Origin of the sequence: Klebsiella sp. S69 (assembly GCF_016516145.1) — a bacterium.
GTDB lineage: Bacteria > Pseudomonadota > Gammaproteobacteria > Enterobacterales > Enterobacteriaceae > Klebsiella > Klebsiella oxytoca.
Genome location: NZ_JACVUU010000027.1, coordinates 73,500 through 95,254, shown reverse-complemented (window position 1 = coordinate 95,254; position 21,755 = coordinate 73,500). Strand labels below are relative to the sequence as shown.

20 protein-coding genes are annotated in these 21,755 nt (G+C 54.3%); 10 read left to right on the top strand and 10 right to left on the bottom strand.

The features are described 5' to 3' along the window. The first annotated feature begins 100 nt into the window (after positions 1-100). Complete coding sequence (ilvC, locus tag IAE27_RS23825) at positions 101-1,576, top strand: ketol-acid reductoisomerase (RefSeq protein WP_003018001.1); 1,476 nt, start codon at positions 101-103, stop codon at positions 1,574-1,576. A 169-nt stretch (positions 1,577-1,745) separates the two neighbouring features. Here ilvC and ppiC (IAE27_RS23820) read toward each other — a convergent pair whose 3' ends face one another. Both ppiC (IAE27_RS23820) and ppiC (IAE27_RS23815) read right to left on the bottom strand, forming a co-directional pair. Then, positions 1,746-2,027 carry a peptidylprolyl isomerase PpiC gene (gene ppiC, locus IAE27_RS23820; protein ID WP_004107616.1) on the bottom strand — a complete coding sequence of 94 codons (282 nt, stop codon included), beginning with the start codon at positions 2,025-2,027 and terminating at the stop codon, positions 1,746-1,748. A gap of 52 nt (positions 2,028-2,079) precedes the next feature. Beyond that, on the bottom strand, positions 2,080-2,361 hold the full coding sequence (ppiC, locus tag IAE27_RS23815; RefSeq protein ID WP_016808199.1) for a peptidylprolyl isomerase PpiC: 282 nt from the start codon (positions 2,359-2,361) through the stop codon (positions 2,080-2,082). Between the two features lie 193 nt (positions 2,362-2,554). Here ppiC (IAE27_RS23815) and IAE27_RS23810 point away from each other — a divergent pair, with 193 nt between their 5' ends. From IAE27_RS23810 to rep, 4 genes are all read left to right on the top strand, one after another. Beyond that, a complete protein-coding gene (locus tag IAE27_RS23810) occupies positions 2,555-3,259 on the top strand; it encodes a Crp/Fnr family transcriptional regulator (protein ID WP_004107618.1) in 705 nt (234 codons plus the stop codon). Positions 3,260-3,284: 25 nt separating this feature from the next. Further along, positions 3,285-4,034 carry a nucleoside phosphorylase gene (locus tag IAE27_RS23805; protein ID WP_004116945.1) on the top strand — a complete coding sequence of 250 codons (750 nt, stop codon included), beginning with the start codon at positions 3,285-3,287 and terminating at the stop codon, positions 4,032-4,034. Further along, a complete protein-coding gene (pnuC, locus tag IAE27_RS23800) occupies positions 4,034-4,762 on the top strand; it encodes a nicotinamide riboside transporter PnuC (protein ID WP_154022684.1) in 729 nt (242 codons plus the stop codon). Before IAE27_RS23805 ends, pnuC begins: the two co-directional genes overlap by 1 nt. 102 nt (positions 4,763-4,864) lie before the next feature. Further along, positions 4,865-6,883 (top strand): DNA helicase Rep, encoded by a 2,019-nt coding sequence (gene rep, locus IAE27_RS23795; RefSeq protein WP_016808201.1) that lies wholly within the window; start codon positions 4,865-4,867, stop codon positions 6,881-6,883. A 3-nt stretch (positions 6,884-6,886) separates the two neighbouring features. Here rep and IAE27_RS23790 read toward each other — a convergent pair whose 3' ends face one another. The 3 genes from IAE27_RS23790 to IAE27_RS23780 are packed head-to-tail and all read right to left on the bottom strand — an operon-like array spanning position 6,887 to position 10,283. Continuing rightward, positions 6,887-7,849, bottom strand: a complete 963-nt coding sequence (locus IAE27_RS23790; protein WP_004107622.1) for a PfkB family carbohydrate kinase — start codon at positions 7,847-7,849, stop codon at positions 6,887-6,889. Next, a complete protein-coding gene (locus IAE27_RS23785; RefSeq protein ID WP_108704344.1) occupies positions 7,833-9,248 on the bottom strand; it encodes a purine-cytosine permease family protein in 1,416 nt (471 codons plus the stop codon). Before IAE27_RS23785 ends, IAE27_RS23790 begins: the two co-directional genes overlap by 17 nt. Before the next feature lie 18 nt (positions 9,249-9,266). Beyond that, positions 9,267-10,283, bottom strand: coding sequence for an ADP-ribosylglycohydrolase family protein (locus IAE27_RS23780; RefSeq protein WP_154022682.1), 1,017 nt, complete (start codon positions 10,281-10,283; stop codon positions 9,267-9,269). A gap of 220 nt (positions 10,284-10,503) precedes the next feature. Between IAE27_RS23780 and IAE27_RS23775 the strand changes: the two genes are divergently transcribed. Continuing rightward, a complete protein-coding gene (locus IAE27_RS23775) occupies positions 10,504-11,289 on the top strand; it encodes a GntR family transcriptional regulator (RefSeq protein ID WP_108704343.1) in 786 nt (261 codons plus the stop codon). A 34-nt stretch (positions 11,290-11,323) separates the two neighbouring features. On the opposite strand, the gene IAE27_RS23770 is transcribed toward IAE27_RS23775, so the two are convergent. The 5 genes from IAE27_RS23770 to rhlB all read right to left on the bottom strand — a co-directional run bounded on the left by IAE27_RS23770 (position 11,324) and on the right by rhlB (position 17,082). Then, entirely contained in the window at positions 11,324-12,046 is a 723-nt protein-coding gene (locus tag IAE27_RS23770; protein WP_004107629.1) for a DUF554 domain-containing protein, read from the bottom strand. 61 nt (positions 12,047-12,107) lie between these two features. Continuing rightward, positions 12,108-13,106: an amidohydrolase family protein gene (locus tag IAE27_RS23765; protein ID WP_004107630.1), complete on the bottom strand. Its 999-nt coding sequence runs from the start codon at positions 13,104-13,106 to the stop codon at positions 12,108-12,110. A gap of 136 nt (positions 13,107-13,242) precedes the next feature. Next, positions 13,243-14,163, bottom strand: a complete 921-nt coding sequence (locus IAE27_RS23760) for a LysR family transcriptional regulator (protein WP_108704341.1) — start codon at positions 14,161-14,163, stop codon at positions 13,243-13,245. An 18-nt stretch (positions 14,164-14,181) separates the two neighbouring features. Then, entirely contained in the window at positions 14,182-15,690 is a 1,509-nt protein-coding gene (gene gppA / locus IAE27_RS23755; protein WP_023329098.1) for a guanosine-5'-triphosphate,3'-diphosphate diphosphatase, read from the bottom strand. 126 nt (positions 15,691-15,816) lie between these two features. After that, the gene (rhlB, locus tag IAE27_RS23750) at positions 15,817-17,082 is read right to left on the bottom strand and encodes an ATP-dependent RNA helicase RhlB (protein WP_004107637.1); all 1,266 of its coding nucleotides are present in this window, start codon (positions 17,080-17,082) and stop codon (positions 15,817-15,819) included. 343 nt (positions 17,083-17,425) lie between these two features. Here rhlB and trxA point away from each other — a divergent pair, with 343 nt between their 5' ends. The 4 genes from trxA (at position 17,426) to wzzE (ending at position 21,749) form a co-directional block, all read left to right on the top strand. Then, positions 17,426-17,755: a thioredoxin TrxA gene (gene trxA, locus IAE27_RS23745; RefSeq protein WP_004097507.1), complete on the top strand. Its 330-nt coding sequence runs from the start codon at positions 17,426-17,428 to the stop codon at positions 17,753-17,755. 329 nt (positions 17,756-18,084) lie between these two features. Continuing rightward, entirely contained in the window at positions 18,085-19,344 is a 1,260-nt protein-coding gene (gene rho / locus IAE27_RS23740) for a transcription termination factor Rho (protein WP_002883293.1), read from the top strand. Between the two features lie 242 nt (positions 19,345-19,586). Further along, the gene (gene wecA / locus IAE27_RS23735; RefSeq protein ID WP_004107647.1) at positions 19,587-20,681 is read left to right on the top strand and encodes a UDP-N-acetylglucosamine--undecaprenyl-phosphate N-acetylglucosaminephosphotransferase; all 1,095 of its coding nucleotides are present in this window, start codon (positions 19,587-19,589) and stop codon (positions 20,679-20,681) included. 21 nt (positions 20,682-20,702) lie between these two features. Beyond that, positions 20,703-21,749 (top strand): ECA polysaccharide chain length modulation protein, encoded by a 1,047-nt coding sequence (wzzE, locus tag IAE27_RS23730; protein WP_024274881.1) that lies wholly within the window; start codon positions 20,703-20,705, stop codon positions 21,747-21,749. Positions 21,750-21,755 lie beyond the last annotated feature (6 nt).

The window sequence follows — 21,755 nt, the reverse complement described above, 5'->3', positions numbered from 1 at the left end:
ATATCAATTTCCGCAATAAATTTCCTGTTGTAATGTGGGTACATTCTCGCTGAACCGCGAACCGAACAAAATAAGACACACAACATCACGAGGTATCACCATGGCTAACTACTTTAATACACTGAACCTGCGCCAGCAGCTGGCGCAGCTGGGCAAATGTCGCTTTATGGGTCGCGACGAATTCGCCGATGGCGCAAGCTACCTTCAGGGTAAAAAAGTGGTCATCGTCGGCTGTGGTGCTCAGGGTCTGAACCAGGGCCTGAACATGCGCGACTCCGGTCTCGATATCTCCTACGCGCTGCGTAAAGAAGCGATCGCCGAGAAGCGCGCATCGTGGCGTAAAGCGACCGAAAACGGCTTCAAAGTGGGTACCTACGAAGAGCTGATCCCGCAGGCTGACCTGGTGGTTAACCTGACGCCGGACAAGCAGCACTCTGACGTTGTGCGTTCCGTTCAGCCGCTGATGAAAGACGGCGCGGCGCTGGGCTACTCTCACGGTTTCAACATCGTGGAAGTGGGTGAGCAGATCCGTAAGGATATCACCGTTGTGATGGTAGCGCCGAAGTGTCCGGGTACCGAAGTGCGCGAAGAGTACAAACGTGGTTTTGGCGTACCGACTCTGATCGCGGTTCACCCGGAAAACGATCCGAAAGGCGAAGGCATGGCCATCGCTAAAGCCTGGGCTGCGGCCACCGGCGGTCACCGTGCGGGCGTTCTGGAGTCTTCCTTCGTGGCGGAAGTGAAATCCGACCTGATGGGCGAGCAGACCATTCTGTGCGGTATGCTGCAGGCTGGCTCTCTGCTGTGCTTCGACAAGCTGGTGGAAGAAGGTACCGACCCGGCATACGCTGAGAAACTGATTCAGTTCGGCTGGGAAACCATCACCGAAGCGCTGAAGCAGGGCGGTATCACCCTGATGATGGATCGCCTGTCTAACCCGGCTAAGCTGCGTGCTTATGCGCTGTCCGAACAGCTGAAAGAGATTATGGCGCCGCTGTTCCAGAAACATATGGATGACATCATCTCCGGTGAATTCTCCTCCGGTATGATGGCTGACTGGGCCAACGACGATAAAAAACTACTGACCTGGCGTGAAGAGACCGGTAAAACCGCGTTCGAAACCGCGCCGCAGTTTGAAGGTAAAATCGGCGAGCAGGAGTACTTCGATAAAGGCGTTCTGATGATCGCGATGGTGAAAGCAGGCGTTGAGCTGGCGTTCGAAACCATGGTCGATTCCGGCATCATCGAAGAGTCCGCTTACTATGAATCGCTGCACGAGCTGCCGCTGATCGCCAACACCATCGCCCGTAAGCGCCTGTACGAAATGAACGTGGTTATCTCCGATACCGCAGAATACGGTAACTACCTGTTCTCTTACGCTTGCGTACCGCTGCTGAAAGAGTTCATGACTACCCTGCAGACCGGCGACCTGGGCAAAGCGATTGCCGAAGGCGCGGTAGATAACGCTCAGCTGCGCGACGTGAATGAAGCTATTCGCAGCCACGCTATCGAGCAGGTTGGTAAGAAACTGCGCGGCTATATGACCGATATGAAACGTATTGCGGTAGCGGGCTAATTCCCCGTCGCCTTTCAACTTGCAGATGCGTTGGCTGCGTTCGTACACCCCAGTCACATAGTTATCTATGCTCCTGGGGCTGTACTCACTTGCCGCCTTCCTGCAAGCTGAAATCCTTAGGGGAAAGCTGTGAGATAAAAAACCGGTGCAAATAAGACGCCGGTTTTTTTTATTTGCGGTACAGCACCTTGATGATGTGATAACCAAACTGAGTGTGCAGCGGGCCGGTTGGCTCCAGCTCCGGGCAGGAGAAGACGACTTTATCAAACGCCGGCACCATCTGACCCTGGCGGAATTCACCTAAATCGCCGCCGCGTTTGCCTGACGGGCAGATCGAGTGCTTCTTCGCCAGTTTGCCGAAATCGGCGCCGTTTTTAATTTGCTCCAGAAGATCCAGTGCCAGCTTCTCTTCTTTAACCAGAATATGCAGTGCTGCTGCCGTTTTTGCCATGATCGTACCTTGAGTGAATGGGGGATAAATCAGGGCGCAATAGTAGCATGGGCTAGCGGCGATAGAGCACCTTAATGATGTGGTAGCCGAACTTGGTTTTGACCGGTCCATATGGCTTGAGCAGCGGGCAGCTGAAGACCGCTTTATCAAACGGCCCGACCATAACTCCTTGATTAAACTCCCCAAGATCTCCGCCGTTGCGTCCTGATGGACATTTCGAATAGCGCTTTGCCAGGTGATCGAAGCTGACACCACGTTCCAGTTTGGCGAGGATCTCGTGCGCCAGTTTCTCTTCTTTAACCAGGATGTGCAGGGCTGCTGCGCTTTTTGCCATTATGGTGTTCTCAGTCGCAAAGATATCCCGTTACTTTACCACCCGCTTTGGCCGTGGACCTATACTCTTCGCCATCGCGGGACAGATGTCTCGCCTGATAAACGGAAGCGGGAGATGAGCAACACTTTTATCCGGCGTATTCCCTCTGGTCGGGGACAGCCGTCCTGTCCTTATAGTCCTGGAGCGAGATAACATGGATACAATGAAAAAACCTGAATTTTCAGTTGGCTGGCTTTCGGGGCTGAGTGAGATCGTGAGCGATCCACAGCTCTATGAATTACTAAAATATTGTCCCCTCGAGATCATGCAGCGCTGGCGCTTCGAAGAGATCCCGCGCGGCGATTTTATCTGTCGACAGGGGGAGGTGTGTCAGCGCTTTTCGCTGATTATCGCTGGTGAGGTGGATGTTTTCTACGAGGCTGAAGATGGGCGCCGCTATCGCCAGGCCCGCTACCGAAAAGGCGATATGGTGGGCGAGCTCGAGATCTTTGAGTCGCGTCAGTATATCTGCTCGGTGGCGGCGGTGGGACATGTGCAGCTTCTCAGCCTGTCACAGGAATATTTCTGCCGCTGGCTGGCGTTAGATAACCATTTTAACCAGCGGATGCTGCGCTTCTTTAGCCAGCAATATTACCAGCTGTCGAAAAAGGCCAGCAGCGACAATCTTTATTCGTTGCATCAGCGGGTGTGCCAGGCCCTGTGGCTGCGTTATCAGCAGGATGGCGCCAATGAAATCTTGCTGGATAAGCAGAATCTCAGCCAGGAATTTGCGGCGACGACCCGCAGTATTAACCGTATTTTGCATGATCTGAAAGCGCTACAAATTATTGATACCGATGGTGAACGCATTGTGTTGTTAGCTCCTGAAAAGCTTAAACAGGAGGCTGATATCGGATAACCGCAAGAGTGAAGGAGGCGGGAGTATGTCGCTGCAACCCCATATCCAGTTAAGCAAAGAGATGACCGGCGCGCGGTACGCGCTGCTGCCGGGCGACCCCCAGAGGGTCGACCGTATCGTCAGTTTTCTTGATAATGCCGAGCCGCTCGGTCAGAACCGGGAGTTTCGCGCCGCACGCGGCTGGTACCAGGGCGTGGAAATTTTGGTGCTCTCCACCGGAATCGGCGGCCCCTCCACTGCGATCGCCATTGAAGAGCTGCGCCAGATCGGCGTTACGACCCTGATTCGTATCGGCAGCTGCGGCGCCCTGCAGGATAATCTTGCGCTCGGTGACGTAATTATCGCCCACGGCGCGGTTATGGATGACGGCACCAGCCGAACCTATGCGCCGGCAGGCTATCCGGCCTGCGCCGACCCGCAGCTGACCTGGGAGCTGATGGCGCAGGCGCGGCAAATGAATATCCCCGCCGCGTGCGGACTGGTGCGCAGCCATGACAGTTTTTATACCGATCGCGAGGCGGAGCTGGATGCACAGTGGTCGGCGCTTGGCATTCTGGGGGCGGATATGGAAAGCGCCGCCCTGATGACCATCGGCGCGCTGCGCGGGTTACGTACAGCCTCATTGCTCAACGTAGTGGTTGCCCACAACGGTTGCCTGGATAGCAGTATCAATGATTATGTTCAGCAGGAGGCTCTGTGCCAGCAGGGCGAAGAACGGCAAATTACCCTGGCGCTGCGCGCCATTTATTCCGCTAGCCAGCAAGGAGGTTTATGATGGACTTTTTTAGCATTAACAATGTGATGGTCAATATTCCTCTCGGCGAAGGCGGCTATGCGCTATCGTGGATTGAAGCCATCGGTACCGTATTCGGCCTGCTGTGCATCTGGTGCGCAAGCCGGGAAAAAATCATCAATTATCTGTTTGGCCTGATTAACGTCACGCTGTTTGCGGCCATTTTCTTCCAGATTCAGCTCTATGCCAGCCTGCTGCTGCAGGTATTTTTCTTCGCCGCCAACATTTACGGCTGGTACGCATGGAGCCGGCAAAACGAGGCGCAGGAAGCTACGCTCAAGGTTCGCTGGCTTTCCCGTCAGCAAACGCTGGCGCTGGGCGCCGTTTGCGCGGTGGCGATCGTGCTGATGACGCTGTTTATCGATCCGGTGTTTGCGATGCTGACCCGCATCATGATTGCCCTGCTGCAAACGATCGGCATGCAGGTGGCGATGCCCGACCTCCAGCCCGATGCCTTCCCGTTCTGGGATTCCACCATGCTGGTGTTGTCAATTGCCGCCATGGTACTGATGACGCGTAAGTTTGTCGAAAACTGGCTGCTGTGGGTCGTTATCGACGTGATTAGCGTGGTTATCTACGCGGTACAGGGCGTTTACGCAATGTCGCTTGAGTATGTTCTGCTGACGGCTATCGCGGTCATGGGCTCATACAGCTGGATCAAGAGCGCGCAGCGTAATGGCTATGCGCCGCTTGCCGCCGCCGGATCCTGATTTAGCGATTTACAGGCTGCCTGAAAGGGCAGCCTGTTGCTCTCTGTGCCCCTCTTTCTGCTACAATCCCCACCCCGTTCGAAGATTGAGCAAAAGACTCCCATGCGTTTAAACCCTGGCCAACAACAAGCCGTCGAATTCGTTACCGGACCGTGCCTGGTGCTGGCGGGTGCCGGTTCCGGTAAGACCCGCGTTATTACCAATAAAATCGCCCACCTGATCCGCGGCTGCGGCTATCAGGCGCGCCATATTGCGGCAGTTACCTTTACCAATAAGGCGGCGCGCGAAATGAAAGAGCGCGTCGGGCAAACGCTGGGGCGCAAAGAGGCGCGCGGGCTGATGATTTCCACCTTCCACACGCTGGGGCTGGACATTATCAAGCGCGAATACGCCGCGTTAGGGATGAAATCAAACTTCTCGCTGTTCGACGATACCGACCAGGTCGCGCTGTTAAAAGAGCTCACCGAGGGGCTGATCGAAGACGATAAAGTGGTGCTTCAGCAGCTGATCTCCACGATCTCCAACTGGAAAAACGATCTGAAAACACCTTCTCAGGCCGCCGCCGGCGCGAAAGGGGAGCGGGATCGGATCTTCGCTCACTGCTACGGCCTGTACGATGCACACATGAAAGCCTGCAACGTACTCGATTTCGACGATCTGATCCTCCTGCCAACGCTGCTGCTGCAGCGTAACGAAGAGGTGCGGGAACGCTGGCAGAATAAGATCCGTTATCTGCTGGTGGATGAATACCAGGACACCAATACCAGCCAGTACGAGCTGGTAAAACTGCTGGTGGGACAGCGGGCGCGCTTTACCGTGGTCGGCGATGACGATCAGTCGATCTACTCCTGGCGCGGCGCGCGGCCGCAGAACCTGGTACTGCTAAGCCAGGATTTCCCGGCGCTGCAGGTGATCAAGCTGGAGCAAAACTACCGCTCATCAGGGCGCATCCTGAAGGCGGCGAACATCCTGATCGCCAATAATCCGCACGTTTTCGAGAAGCGCCTGTTTTCCGAACTGGGCTATGGCGTAGAGCTGAAGGTGCTCTCCGCCAATAACGAAGACCATGAGGCGGAGCGCGTTGCCGGTGAACTCATCGCTCATCACTTTATTAATAAAACCGCCTATAAGGATTACGCTATCCTGTATCGCGGCAACCATCAGTCGCGGGTTTTTGAAAAGATGCTGATGCAGAACCGCATCCCGTACAAAATTTCCGGCGGCACGTCGTTCTTTTCCCGCCCGGAAATTAAAGACCTGCTGGCCTATCTGCGCGTGCTGACTAACCCTGATGATGACAGCGCCTTCATGCGCATCGTCAATACGCCAAAGCGCGAGATCGGTTCGGCGACCCTGAAAAAGCTGGGCGAATGGGCGATGGGGCGCAATAAAAGCATGTTTACCGCCAGCTTCGATATGGGTTTGACCCAGACGCTGAGCGGACGCGGCTACGAGTCTTTGACCCGCTTCACCCACTGGCTGCGTGAGATTCAACAGCTTTCCGAGCGCGAGCCGATTGCGGCTGTCCGCGATCTGATCCGCGGCGTGGATTATGAATCCTGGCTTTATGAGACCTCGCCCAGCCCGAAAGCCGCCGAGATGCGGATGAAAAACGTCAATACGCTGTTCACGTGGATGACCGAAATGCTCGAAGGCAGCGAGATCGATGAACCCATGACGCTTACCCAGGTCGTTACCCGCTTTACCCTCCGCGACATGATGGAGCGCGGCGAGTCGGATGAGGAGACGGATCAGGTGCAGCTAATGACGCTTCACGCGTCAAAGGGGCTGGAGTTTCCCTACGTCTATCTGGTTGGCATGGAAGAGGGGCTGCTGCCGCACCAGAGCAGCATTGATGAAGACAACGTCGATGAAGAGCGTCGCCTTGCCTACGTTGGTATCACCCGCGCGCAGAAAGAGCTGACTTTTACCCTGTGCAAAGAGCGCCGTCAGTACGGCGAACTCGTGCGGCCAGAGCCGAGCCGTTTTCTGCTGGAACTGCCGCAGGATGATCTGATTTGGGAGCAGGAGCGCAAAGTTATTTCGCCGGAAGAGCGCATGCATAAAGGGCAAGCGAACGTCGCCAACATCCGGGCGATGCTGGCGAAAGCACGTAAATAGCGGCTAGCGGCCGTTGCCCTCTCGGCGCTGGAACTGGCGTAGCTCTTCGCGATTCGGAGCGCCGTCTGAACCAGGTTTGCTGACGACAATGGCCGCCACTTGATTGCCCAGCCGCGTTGCCTGCCGCAGATCCATCCCGCAGGCCAGCCCGGCGATAGTACCGGCACAGTGGCTGTCTCCTGCGGCAATCGTGTCGTGAACCTGTACACGATAGGCCGGAATATGCTGCGGTTGCGCGTCAGGTTCAACCACCCACGCGCCATCCTTATCAAACCGACAAATTGCTCGTAGCTGCCAGTCGCTGGCGAGCCGAGTGGCGTCGTCAAGCGTGGCGCCATCCCGATCGTATAAACGCGCGCATAGCACCCTAAGTTCATCGCGATTAAGGGTGAGAACGGGGCGTTTGCGCAGCAGCGCCTGAATAAAGCGAATATCCAGATCGCCCAGGCGTGGGCCAAAATCGACAAACAGCGTTTTATCTTCTGCCTGGGCAAGGAGCCACTGGCGCAGCGCTTCGCTGGCCAGTTCGTAGCCCGAGACGTAAATAATCGCGTCATTCGGCAGCGGTATTTGCGCTAATAGTTCATCAGTCCAGTGCTGTTCGCAGCCCTCAATGGTGATAAACGTCCGCTCTTTGTCGGCTTCAACAAGAGCCAGACACCAGCCGTTATCGTGGGTGGGGTGACGCAAGAGGACGGGCAAGTTTTCCAGCGCCATTTTTTGCGCAACGGCCTGCCCCCAGTCGCCATTGCCTACCGGTATGGCGTTAACGGGAAACAGCTCGAGGCGCGAGAGCGCACGGGCGACGTTAAACGCGCAGCCGCCAATCTGCCGTCCGCCGTCGCGGGCGGGGACATCGCTACCGCTTTGCGGCAGCGCATCGAGATGGAGAATTATGTCGCCAAAAGCGGCGCCGATCACCACGATCGGCCGCCGCGGCGATAGCTGGTCAGCGCTGATTGTCACGGCTGTCCCCCCTTTTCGGTCCGAAGACAAGATAGAGCACCAGGCTCAGAATAAAAGAGACGAATAGCCCGAGGCTGGAGTCCGCGAAAATGCCGACCGCGAAAGGTCCGTCGATAAACCCGGTTTTAGAGACCATCAACCCCGCCAGCGCGCCGACAATCCAGCAGCCCAGCGCGGTACGGTTGGCACCGCTTTCTCTGAACAAATCAGCTTCAGAATAGCCGACACGGCGGCGCATCCGATAAAAATCGACCATAAAGATGGCGGCCCAGGCGGCAAGAAATACGCCGCAGAAAATCAGAAACGCGATGAACGGCCCGAGAAAATCTTTCGAGACAAACAGCACGTAGAGGGCGATCCCCAGAACCAGCACGGCATCAATGGCTACGGCGGAACGCTGCTGTAGTTTAATTCCCATGCTTAACAGGTTAAGGCTGGCGGAATAGAGACTCAGCACGGCGATAGTCACAACCCCGGCGGTAGCTGCAGCCAGATAGGGGATTGCCATCCATGAAGGCAGCAGTTTACCGATCGCTGAAATGGGGTTTTCGCTGGAGGCCAGATCGGGGATTTGGGCGGTGAGCAGTATTCCGGTCAGCATTAGCAGCAGCAGGGGAAGGGCTGCGCCGCTGACCACGGCGAGGAAAATCCCCTTTTCGCCGGAGCCAGGGCGCTGATCGCGGCTATAGTCGGCGCCGGCGATCGCCCAGCTGATGCCGGTGCCCGCGGCAATAATAGAGACCGCCGGTAGAAAGCCTGTCAGCCAGCTACCTGACGGCAGCGCGAGGATGGCCTGCCAGTCCGCGGTGAAGAGCAGATAAATGACGACCAGCAGCGTCATGGCGCCAAAGATGCGGGTGATCCACTTTTGCATCATCAGCACGGCATTTTGGCCGAGCACGCTAACCAGCACGGTCAGGCCGCCAAACAGAAAAAGCGACAGCGCGGTGGTGGTCAGGCTCTCTTCAAAACCCATGGCGGCAAACAGCGCAACGAGGGTGAGCGTACCGGTAATGATATTGACCGACTCCCAGCCCATCAGGTTTACCCAGCAGAAGCTGGTAGGTGCAATGTTGCCGCGCTTGCCAAAAATGACGCGTGAAAGCGTCAGCGTCGTGGTGCGGCCGATTTTTCCGGCGATACTGGTGACGCCGACCAGCGCAAAGGAGGCGACGCCCGCCACGGCGGCAAGAATCGACTGCCAGAAGGAGAGGCCGAACGATACAATGACTGCGCCGTAAACGACGCCAAGAATGCCGATGTTTGCGGCGCACCAGACGAAAAATAGCTGGATCGGTTTTTGGGTCTGGTGGACCGGGGGGACCAGATCAATCCCCAACTCCGCCATTCCGGGATCTGCTGTCTGGATATTTCCATCGTATGAAGCTTTGCTGTCCATATTGATGCCCTCTGTCAATTAAGCGAAGCGGTATCCTGCAAGCCGCTGTGCGTAAGGCGCGAAGTCTATGCTATTGGCCCGATTAATCTGTTGGATATGTTCCTCAGGAAACGCCTCTATGCCATGAAGCGCGCCGCAGATGGCGGTTGCCATCGCGCCTATCGTGTCGGTGTCGCCGCCTAAATTGGCCGCCAGCATAGCGCATTTCATAGGCTGCGTTTTTGCCAGCTCGACCAGCGCAATCGCCGCGGGGACAGACTCGATAATATCCATTCCGGCGCCGATATCCTCATAAATACGTTCAATTCCTGTCAGATGGTCGGTTTCGCTGGCGATCGTGGTCAGCGCGAGATTAATTCGGTTACCGAGAAGTGGACTAAAAGTGGACTCATACTGGCGCTGGGTTTCATTGGCGAGCGATGCCAGCTCCGTTTTAATTAACAGCCATCCGGCTCCTTCAATGGCGCGACTGATCGCCCAGGCGATAACTACCGCGCCGGCGATGGCGATATCTGATTTGTGCGTCGGCAGGCAGGAGAGGCGAACTTGCTCAATGAAAAATGCCTTATTCCGGGTCGGCAGCAGACAGCCCATAGGCGCCACGCGCATTGCCGCACCGTTGGTCACGCCGTTGGCCGCAATCTCATCGAGCGCTTGCTCCTGTTCAAGCGCCAGCAGGGAGGCCTTCGAGGTTGGGCCGAGAATATTTTTTTCAAAAGCCCGGCAGCGTCTGGCCCATAGCAGAATATGCCTGGCAATAGCCAGTGGATCGGTCACGCCGTTGGTTTCATTCAGGGCATCCATTAATGCGATGCACTGATGGGTGTCATCGGTAAACTCTGCGGCGTGAAATTCGCAGGCCGCAATATTCTCTTTCGGTCCAGGAAGGAAGCGTTCAATCCAACCAAAGTGGTTGATAATGCGGCGTTTAGGCCACAGTTCGGAAGGCATGCCCATCGCATCACCGATGGCTTGCCCGTAAAGACAGCCAAGGATGCGGCTTTCGGCGGTATTAGTAGGGCGAATATCAGACATCGTCGACTCCCGGAAACAAGTGAATAAAAGTTATCCTAAAAATAGATCCAGATTAAGTCCAGTTAAAGTCCTTTATGGTCATGCTGTGATCGCAGGCGCATTCTGCAAGAAAAATGCGGCGCTCAAAAGGGCGGGGAGACGTTATGATGGGGCTACTAATTCCAGTATGGATCCACTAGGATAAATCCACTGCTACTAAATTCCGGAAGGCCACGAAACGATGTCGCAACCGTTGCTTGAGTATATAAAAGGGCGTCTGAATGCAGAGGCCCCCGCGCCGCTTTATATTCAACTTAAACAAGCCATTGAAGCGGCAATGACGGAGCGGCTGCTGACGCACGGCAGTATTTTGCCCTCAGAACGTAAAATGTCGCAGACGCTTGAGCTCTCGCGCGTGACGGTGGTGAAGGCGCTGGATGCCCTGCTGGAAGCCGGGCTGGTGATTAAGCGTCACGGAAAGGGTACCGAGGTCAATTTGCCGGTAAGCTATAACCTTGCCAGCGGAGGATTTTCTGCCCAGCTGCAAAATTCGGGGACGGTATCTAACCGATGGCTGGTGAGGGAAAAACTGGCGGCGGATGATTTTTTGGCTCGTGAACTGGAGATCGCCGTCGGCGATCGGCTGGCGAAAATAAAACGCGTGCGTTTAGTCGATGCGCTTCCGGTCTCCATCGAAACCATGTTTATTCCCGAGCGTTTTTTACCCCGTCCGGATCTGCTTGAAGGGTCGCTGTACGCGCACTGGGCGGAAAATAATATTTTTCCCGATCTCCAGGACTACTCACTCACGGTACATATCCCTTCCGGCGAAGAACTGAATTTGCTCGACCTGCCGCAAGGCGTGCCATTGATGAAAATTACGCTGAAAAGTCGTAATGCTCAGGGAGAGGTGCTTGAGTACGGTACTGCATTTTGCCTGAGCAATTACTTTAACTTTGATTTCCGGGTGAAACTCCAGTCTGCGTCTGGCGGCAAACCGGGCAGCGCTCACAAAAAAGACGCGTAACACCAGCATCCGGGCGATGCTGGTAGCATAGCGTTCAGGCGATCAACTGTTGCCAGGCGGCGGAGAAGGGCATCACCAGCAGTAGCGATGGCAGCATGTTCGCCGTCGGAAAAGCGCGAATCCCGCAGAGTCGAAAGCCCGTTGCCAGCATGATGATGCCGCCGCAGGCAGTAAAATCCGCGATCATTGTAGGGGTGATTAACGCCATAATAACGCTGGCGGCGAAGAAGAGGATCGCGAATACAATAAGCTGGGGCACAAAGATAACGGCGATGATGTACCCCAGCGCGGAGGCAAAAATAGCGGCGGTGAAAAAGTCGAGAATGGATTTGGTGAGCAGTATGGTCGCATCTCCTGTCATACCTTCGGTTAATGCGCCAAAAATACCGGTTCCGCTGGCGCAAAACAGGATCAGTACGGCGATAAACTGATTAGTGAAATCCTGGGGATCAATATCGGCACTGCCTTTGCCGGGAAATACTTTCTCAACGGGGCCCCGAAGCTTTATTCCGGCATTTTCGATAACTTTTTCGATATGCAGCAGGCTACCGATAATGGTGCCGACGATGACAGCCAGGGCAATGGGCGGCAGATTCATCAGCTTATTGAGAAAAAACACGCCCATGCTAATAGAAATTAACCCGGCGATTAAAGGTAAGGTCTTTTTTAAATGTTCGGGAATAAATCGATTGAGCGATGCGCCAAAAATTGCGCCGACAAGTAGCGAGCCACTGCAAACAAAGATTCCTACCGGCATGATATATTCTCCATAATTGAAAGGGCCTGTTGTCAGGCCCTTTCATTAATACTGGATGGAATTATTTAATGTTAAATACGCGGCTGGCATTACCCCAGGCGATTTTATTCTTCAGTTCACTATCCATTTCCAGAGGATCGAACCAATCACAGGCCTGATGAATATCTTCATACGGATAATCGACGGAGAACATCACGCGATCCGGACCCATAATAGCTAGCGCATTTTGCAGAGAGTAGGTATTAAAATGGCCGCTGGTGGTGACGATAAAGTTATTCTGCAAATAGTGCATTAACGGTTTTTCTGCTTTGCCCAGGCCGCAGCCGAAACGCTGACGATAGAGACGGTGTTGGGTGCGTGGCAGCATATGAACCAGGCCTTCGCCTAAGTGACCCAACACCAGATTCAGGTTGGGATAGCGATCGAACAACCCGCTCATCATCAGGCGAATCGCATGAACCGCGGTTTCCTGGGCAAAGCCCCAGGCGGATCCGATCAGGCTTTCATAACCGGTGTAGATGCCGCGCGCCGGGCCTTCTAAGGGCTCACGCGGATGCAGATAAACGGGAACGTTCAGTTCGTTGACTTTATCCCAGAATACCAGCATTGATTCATCATCCAGGTACAGACCGTGCTCGTTATCCTTGACGTTGGTGTAACCGTTAATCAGCGCGCCTTTCATGCCCAATTTTTTTACCGCACGCTCCAGTTCTTCGGCCGCAGCTTCGGGGTTTTGTAGTGCCAGAGTAGCGAATGCGCTAAATTTATCCGGATTAGGTTTAACATAATTCTCGATGATGTAGTCGTTGGTTTCGCGCGCAAAAGATACGGCTGTGGCTTTATCCAAAATAGATTGGGCGCCAGGGGAAGTTAGAGAAAGAATAACATGGTCGATATTTCTCTGGGCCATTTCATCCAGTTGATAGCTACGATCTAATAAGCGGCGCTCAACGTCCATCATATATTCAGAACCGTTTCTTGAGGCTTCACCCGCAGAGTCCCAAAGGCTGTTGTTTTTAGGTGTTGAAACGTGTTCTTCTAACGCGATTTTTCCACGCATACTCTATTCCTCTATTTGGTTTTAATATGACCTGATGCGAGGAGAATAGGATTTTTTACGTACTGGCAGCAATAAACAGAATGCAATACAGGGTATCAGAAAAGCTAATACAGCATGACCTCCGGGAGCCGGAAAATTAATAGGGAATTTTGCTACTGCCGGTTGTGGGTAAGTTTACGATCAGCGACCGCAACCAGATGTGCCCGGGATCGCGGTGCAGACGCTGATGCCAGACCTGGCGAATAGCAATTTCCGGCAGCGAAAATGGCAGCGGCCAGCTGCAGCAGGGATAGCGAGTAATAATATGATTTGCCAGCTGCTCGGGGACGACGGCAATCAATTCACTGCCCGCAACCAGCTCGCCTGCGCCTAAAAAGCTGGGAAGAGTGAGGGCGATGCGTCGCGGCATACCGTACTCGTTAAGTAATCTATCGATATCTCCATGCCCGGTCCCGTTGACGTGAACGGCCAGATGCTTTTCCTGGCGCCAGTTCTCGGTGGTAAACGCGGCTCGGATCCGCGGATGGTTTTCTGCTGTCAGGCATACGTAGGATTGATCAAACAGGCGCTGCTGGTAAATGTTATCCGGTAGCTGCCTAAGATAGCCTATAGCTAAATCGCACTTACCAGACTCAAGCGCGCCCAGCGTTTGATCATCGATATTCAGCACCGAAATAGTAATGCCTTCGGCGTTAAGCTGCTGTAGCTGTGCCTGCAACGGCGGCAACAACGTCATCTGGCTGATATCAGTCATGCCGATAGTGAAATTACGTGTGCTGGTTTGGGGGGTAAATTCAGGGTTGCCAGGGAGCTGGTTATCGACCAGTTGAAGAATAGTAAAAACGGTCTGAGCAATATCATCTGCGCGCGGCGTGGGCACCATACGCTGTCCGATTCGCACAAACAGGGGATCGTCGAAATGCTCGCGAAGTTTTTTCAACAATAAGCTGCCGGTCGGCTGGCTGATATTAAGCGCTTCGGCGGCGGGAGAGACATTGCCCAGACGGAAGAGGGCGGAAAAAAAACGCAGCGATTTGAAGTCCAGTTCTTCTCGCATGATACCCCCCTGATTGGGCTACATTGCTGCGCTATCCTCGATAATCTGCAGCGGCCAGTGAACGTAGCTCTGCCACTGGCACTCCTGCTCGACCATTTCCCGACCCAGAGGATGGTTTTCCAGCCATCCCTGCGGCAGGGTCAGCGTCAGGCGCTCATCTTCAGCGGCCAGCGTCATCATCGGCAGCAGATCGTCGCGTCGGCGGTTGGCAAATAAAATAGCCAGGCGCAGCAGACGGCACATATGCTCAGCGACTCTCGGCGGCACCGCGTTCTGTTGATGAATGGAAGAAAGATCGACGGCGTTGGTTTGGTTTAACAGCAACGTCGCCAGCAGCTTCTTTTGCGCGGGGGTAAAGCCGGGCAGGTCCAGGTTGCGCACCAGCCAGGCGGCGTGCAGCGGCGCCTGTTTGTACTCCACGCTCAAACCGATTTCATGCAACTGGCAGGCGCTTTGCAGCAAATCAAAGCATAACGGCTCAATTTCCCAGCTCTTTTCTACCTGATGAGCGAAATGGGCGGCTAACTGAGCAACGCGCTGTGCCTGCTCGGTATCTACCAAAAACCGGCGCTGAATATTGCGTAACGTACGGCTGCGAATATCCTGATCGACCGACAGATGCAGCATGCCGTAAACGAGGCCTTCGCGCAGTGCCCCGCCCGCGAGAGTCATGCACTGAATATTGAGCTCGCTGAAAATGGCAATCAGAATCGCCAGGCCGCTAGGAAAGACGAGGGCGCGTTCAAGCGTCAGGCCTTCAATTTCGAGCTCTTCCAGACGTCCGCACTGAATCGCGCGCTGTTTGAGCTGCTGTAGCTTGGCTAAGGTGATGCGTTCATCCATCCCCTGCGCCATCATGATTTCCTGTAACGCCTGCACGGTGCCGGATGCGCCGACGCACACTTTCCAACCGTGGTAGCGCAGAACATCGGCGACGGGGCGCAGCACTTCACGCGCAGCGGTTTCGGCCTGGCTAAAGTTCTCTTTGGTCAGGCTGCGATCGGCAAAGTAGCGTTCCAGCCAGGTCACACAGCCCATCGACAGGCTGAAAAGCGAGGTCGTTTGCGCACCAGTGCCGGTAACCAGTTCGGTACTGGCGCCGCCAATATCCACAACCAGACGCTGATCTGCACCGCCGGTTGTATGGGCCACGCCCTGATAAATCAGGCGTGCTTCCTCTTCACCGCTGATAACCTGTACCGGGCAGCCGAGAATGTCCCGCGCTTTCTCCAGAAACTCGCCGGCGTTAACCGCCAGCCGCAGCGTCGCGGTAGCCACCACGCGGGTTTGCGCCGGAGGAATATCCTGCAAACGCTCGGCAAACAGGCGTAAACATTGCCAGCCGCGTTCCATAGCTTCCGCAGAGAGCGTGTTGTCGCTGTTCAGGCCTGCGGCCAGACGTACTTTGCGTTTGATGCGACTCAGGGTCTGGATGCTTCCGGCCACCTCGCGTACAACCAGCATATGAAAGCTATTAGATCCCAGATCGATAGCGGCATAGAGCGAGGTGGAACTCATACACTTCATCTTTCAAACTGCCTCTGTGTTGGCTGCGTTCTCTGTACCCGAATCGCTGACCAGCGTCAGCTTGTTGCGATTCGCTTTCTTGCGGCCTTGATGCTGCTTGAACGATTTTGTGTATGGCATATTTCTTTAACCTGAACGACGACGATTACGTGGCGGACCGTTGCGGCGCGGGCCGTTGCCCGGACGCGGGCGCGTGAGGCGCAGCGGCTTAGGCAGGTCAGTCATGAGCGCGTCCGAATTGTATTTGCTCACCGGAATCGAATGACCAATATAGGTTTCAATCGCCGGAAGGTTCAGCGCGTACTCTTCACAGGCCAGGCTGATGGAGTGACCGCTGGCGCCAGCGCGGCCGGTACGGCCAATACGGTGAACGTAGTCTTCGCAATCGTCCGGCAGATCGTAGTTAAAGACGTGCGTCACGGCTGGAATATGCAGACCGCGAGCAGCTACGTCGGTTGCGACAAGAATATCGATATCGCCGCGGGTAAATTCGTCGAGAATACGCAGACGTTTTTTCTGCGCGACGTCGCCGGTTAACAGGCCAACGCGATGGCCGTCCGCCGCCAGGTGACCCCAGATATCTTCACAGCGATGCTTGGTATTGGCGAAAATAATCGCGCGATCGGGCCACTCTTCTTCCAGCAGCGTCTGCAGCAGGCGCATTTTTTCTTCATTGGAAGGGTAGAACAGTTCTTCTTTAATTCGGTGGCCGGTTTTCTGCTCTGGCTCAACTTCAACGTACTCGGCGTTGTTCATTTGTTCGAACGCCAGTTCACGTACGCGATAAGAAAGGGTGGCGGAGAAAAGCATGTTCAGGCGCTGATTCGCGGGCGGCATACGGCGGAACAGCCAACGAATATCTTTAATAAAGCCGAGATCGTACATGCGATCGGCTTCGTCGAGCACGACAACCTGAATAGCGCCGAGGTTAATATGGTTCTGTTTAGCGTAATCGATAAGGCGACCGGTGGTACCGATCAGAATATCCACGCCGCTTTCCAGCACTTTCAGCTGCTTATCGTAGCCGTCGCCGCCGTACGCGAGTCCCAGCTTCAGACCGGTCGCCTGCGCCAGTGGTTCAGCGTCGGCATGGATCTGTACCGCCAGTTCACGCGTCGGCGCCATGATTAGCGCCCGCGGCTGATTGACCTGACGGTCAGCGATAGCCGGGTGTGTGAGAAGATAATGAAACGTTGACGTCAGAAACGCCATCGTTTTACCGGTACCGGTTTGCGCCTGCCCGGCGACATCGCGACCTTCCAGCGTTAGCGGGAGGGCGAGGGCCTGAATGGGAGTGCAATTATGAAACCCTTTTTTTTCAAGGGCTTCAATCACTGCCGGGTGCAGGGCGAAGTCGGAAAACTTCTGTTCTGTTAAATGTGTTTTGCTCATAGTGTGGTAGAATATCAGCTAACTATTGCATTAAGAAAGCGTATCCGGTGAAATAACGTCAACCTTTCGTTGGCTATGTATGAAATTATTCAAGGTGCGTCTGCGGCAACTGAACGAATCTTCGAAAGCTTAGACTACTAAGCAAGGCGAGGGTGACAAATCTGCGATAAGCCGGTTTGAACGCTGGTTGCTTTAACTTCTGTGGGACAAAGTTCATGATGGACATTGTGACGCAGAGCGTTATAAAAGAGGCATTCTGAAGAACAGCGTGCATAACGTAGCATTGACACGTCGTTGATGACTGCGACACCAACACACCAGGCTTATTCCTGTGGAGTTAAATATGAGCGATAAAATTATTCACCTGACTGACGACAGTTTTGACACGGACGTACTCAAGGCTGACGGGCTAACCCTCGTCGATTTCTGGGCAGAGTGGTGTGGTCCGTGCAAAATGATCGCCCCGATTCTGGATGAGATCGCTGAAGAGTATCAGGGCAAACTGACCATTGCGAAGCTGAACATCGATCAGAACCCGGGTACTGCGCCGAAATACGGCATTCGCGGCATCCCGACCCTGCTGCTGTTCAAAAATGGTGAAGTTGCAGCGACTAAAGTCGGCGCGCTGTCTAAAGGCCAGCTGAAAGAGTTCCTCGACGCCAACCTGGCGTAAGCGGCTTGCTGTTCCGGCGTCCAGGCTCCTATTTTTTGCGGATCTCTGGACGCCCGGCGAGAGTCGTGCTAAGTTAATCTCAGACTTCGTTTTAAACATACCTTTGTTTGAATCTTGTTTTACCCAAAGCGTCCCGCAAAAATGCGCGTGAGGCTTATAATCCGGGCTTATCACTCATTCCGTTTAGTCGTTTCAGTTCTGCGTTCTTTCCTGTGACCAGGCAACGTACAGACACGAGATGAAGGCCGTTAACAGGCATGGATGTTCCTGCCATACCATTCACAACATTAAGTTCGAGAATTACCCCGAGTTTAAGAACCCACACCATTATGAATCTTACCGAATTAAAGAATACGCCGGTTTCTGAGCTGATTACTCTCGGCGAAAATATGGGGCTGGAAAACCTGGCCCGTATGCGTAAGCAGGATATTATTTTTGCCATCCTCAAGCAGCATTCGAAGAGTGGCGAAGATATCTTTGGCGATGGCGTACTGGAGATACTGCAGGATGGATTTGGTTTCCTCCGTTCAGCAGACAGCTCCTACCTCGCCGGTCCCGACGACATCTACGTATCTCCCAGCCAAATCCGCCGCTTCAACCTCCGCACTGGTGACACCATTTCCGGTAAGATTCGTCCTCCTAAAGAGGGTGAGCGTTACTTTGCGTTGTTGAAAGTTAACGAAGTTAACTACGATAAGCCGGAAAACGCCCGTAACAAGATTCTGTTTGAGAACTTAACCCCGCTGCACGCAAATTCACGTCTGCGTATGGAACGCGGTAATGGCTCAACGGAAGACTTAACCGCTCGCGTGCTGGATCTGGCATCGCCGATCGGCCGCGGTCAGCGTGGTCTGATTGTTGCGCCGCCGAAGGCGGGTAAAACCATGCTGCTGCAGAATATTGCGCAGAGCATTGCGTACAACCATCCTGATTGCGTGCTGATGGTACTGCTGATCGACGAACGTCCGGAAGAAGTGACCGAGATGCAGCGTCTGGTTAAAGGCGAAGTGGTTGCTTCTACCTTTGACGAACCGGCCTCTCGCCACGTTCAGGTTGCCGAAATGGTTATCGAGAAGGCGAAGCGTCTGGTTGAACACAAGAAAGACGTTATCATCCTCCTCGACTCGATTACCCGTCTGGCGCGCGCCTACAACACCGTAGTTCCGGCTTCCGGTAAAGTGTTGACCGGTGGTGTGGACGCCAACGCCCTGCATCGTCCGAAGCGTTTCTTCGGCGCCGCGCGTAACGTGGAAGAGGGCGGTAGCCTGACCATCATCGCAACAGCGCTGATCGATACCGGTTCTAAAATGGACGAAGTTATCTACGAAGAGTTTAAAGGCACCGGTAACATGGAGCTTCACCTCTCACGTAAGATCGCTGAGAAACGCGTCTTCCCGGCTATCGACTACAACCGTTCCGGTACCCGTAAAGAAGAGCTGCTCACCACTCAGGAAGAGCTGCAGAAGATGTGGATCCTGCGTAAAATCATTCACCCGATGGGTGAAATCGACGCGATGGAATTCCTCATCAATAAACTGGCGATGACCAAAACTAACGACGACTTCTTCGATATGATGAAGCGCTCGTAAGTTAAAAAAGCCAGAGAACGCCACGCTATTGCGTGGCGTTTTGTTTTCCGGGTTTGTATGATCCAGGAAGGGAAAACAAAATGGGCGTTAACGTATGATGTGCGCAGCAGGATGGCAGGCAGAGACAGCTTTAACAGTCTAAAATTTCTACAATAAATTTGTAATGTTCTGCTTTGCCCCTTCTGGAGTTGAGGCATCGTCGTTATACTTCCCGGATTAACTATGCTGAGAGCACATGCGTTGTGAATTTACTCACTGCTATTACTGAATTAATCAGTATTTTCTTATTCACCACCCTGTTTATATTTGTCGCCCGCAAGGCGGCAAAAAGAGTTGGGCTCGTGGATAAACCTAACTATCGTAAACGGCATCAGGGTTTGATTCCGTTAGTCGGTGGTATTTCAGTTTTCGCAGGTATTTGTTTTACGTTTGCCATCGCCGATTATTACATTCCCCACGCAAAGTTATACCTGGGGTGTGCCGGGGTGCTTGTGCTGGTCGGCGCGTTAGACGACCGCTTTGATATCAGCGTAAAAATTCGCGCGGTAATTCAGGCCGCCATCGCCGTCATTATGATGATGGTGGGAAATCTTCATCTAAGTAGCCTCGGCTTTATATTTGGCTCATGGGAGCTGGTGCTCGGCCCCTTTGGCTTCTTCCTCACGCTTTTCGCCGTTTGGGCCGCGATCAACGCCTTCAATATGGTTGATGGCATCGATGGCCTGCTGGGCGGCCTCTCCTCCGTCTCTTTTGCGGCAACCGGTATCATTCTGTGGTTTGATGGCCAGTACAGCCTGGCAATGTGGTGTTTTGCGATGATTGCCGCCATTTTGCCCTATATTTTACTTAACCTCGGGGCGCTTGGCCGTCGCTATAAAGTCTTTATGGGTGACGCCGGCAGCACCATGATTGGCTTCACTATCATCTGGATCCTGCTGGAGACCACGCAGGGAAAGACGCATCCCATTAGCCCTGTCACTGCGCTATGGATTATTGCGATCCCGTTGATGGATATGGTGGCGATTATGTACCGCCGCCTGCGTAAAGGAATGAGTCCGTTCTCCCCGGACCGTCAGCATATTCATCACTTGATCATGCGCGCCGGGTTTACTTCCCGCCAGGCATTCGTGCTGATCACCCTGGCCGCCGCGCTGCTGGCGCTGGTTGGGGTGGCAGCGGAATACACCCGTATTGTTCCTGAATGGGTGATGTTAATACTCTTTTTGGTGGCCTTCTTTCTTTATGGCTACTGTATTAAACGCGCCTGGAAAGTGGCGCGCATGGTTAAGCGCATTAGACGCAGAATACGGCGACACAGCGGCAATAATCCAAATTAACCAAGTCAATCTGGGGACGTGATGACTCAACCATTACCGGGAGCACAAACAGTGAACGTTGAGAATGAGCTGGATATTCGCGGGCTGTTTCGCGCCCTGTGGGCAGGAAAAAGCTGGATAGCAGGTTTCGCGGTGCTCTTTGCACTGATTGTTCTGGTCTATACCTTCTTTGCTCGCCAGGAGTGGAGCGCGACGGCAATTACCGACCGGCCGACGGTGAACATGCTGGGCGGGTACTATTCGCAACAGCAGTTTTTACGCAATCTCGATATCAAGGCCAATCTCGTCTCGGTCGATCAACCTTCGGTAATGGATGAAGCGTATAAAGAGTTCATTATGCAGCAGGCGTCATGGGATACCCGCCGCGATTTCTGGCTGCAAACGGACTACTACAAGCAGCGCCAGTCGGGTAACGCCCGCGCCGATGCCGCTTTGCTGGACGATCTGATTAACGACATTCAGTTTATGCCCGGCGATGCGCTCAAAAGCGTTAACGACAGCGTGAAGCTGACGGCGGAAACCGCCCCGGATGCCAATAATCTGCTGCGTCAGTATGTCGCCTTCGCCAGCCAGCGCGCGGCGGGTCACCTGAATGACGAGCTTAAGGGCGCCTGGGCCGCGCGAACCGTGCAGATGAAAGCGCAGGTTAAGCGCCAGGAAGAGGTGGCGCGCGAAATTTTCAATCGCCGCATGCATAGCGTGGAGCAGGCGCTGAAAGTCGCCCAGCAGCACAATATTTCCCGCAGCGAAACCGACATTCCACCAGACCAGCTGCCGGATTCCGAACTGTTTTTACTGGGCCGGCCGATGCTGCAGGCCCGTCTGGAAAATCTGCAGGCGGTCGGGCCGCAGTACGATCTTGATTATGACCAAAGCCGCGCCATGTTAACGACGTTAAACGTGGGACCGACCCTGGACCCGCGTTTTCAGACTTACAGGTATTTGCGAACGCCTGAAGAACCGGTAAAACGCGATAGCCCGCGCCGCGCGTTTCTGATGGTGATGTGGGGGATTGTGGGCGCGCTCATCGGCGCAGGCGTTGCGTTAACGCGTCGCCGTGTCCAGTGAATGCGA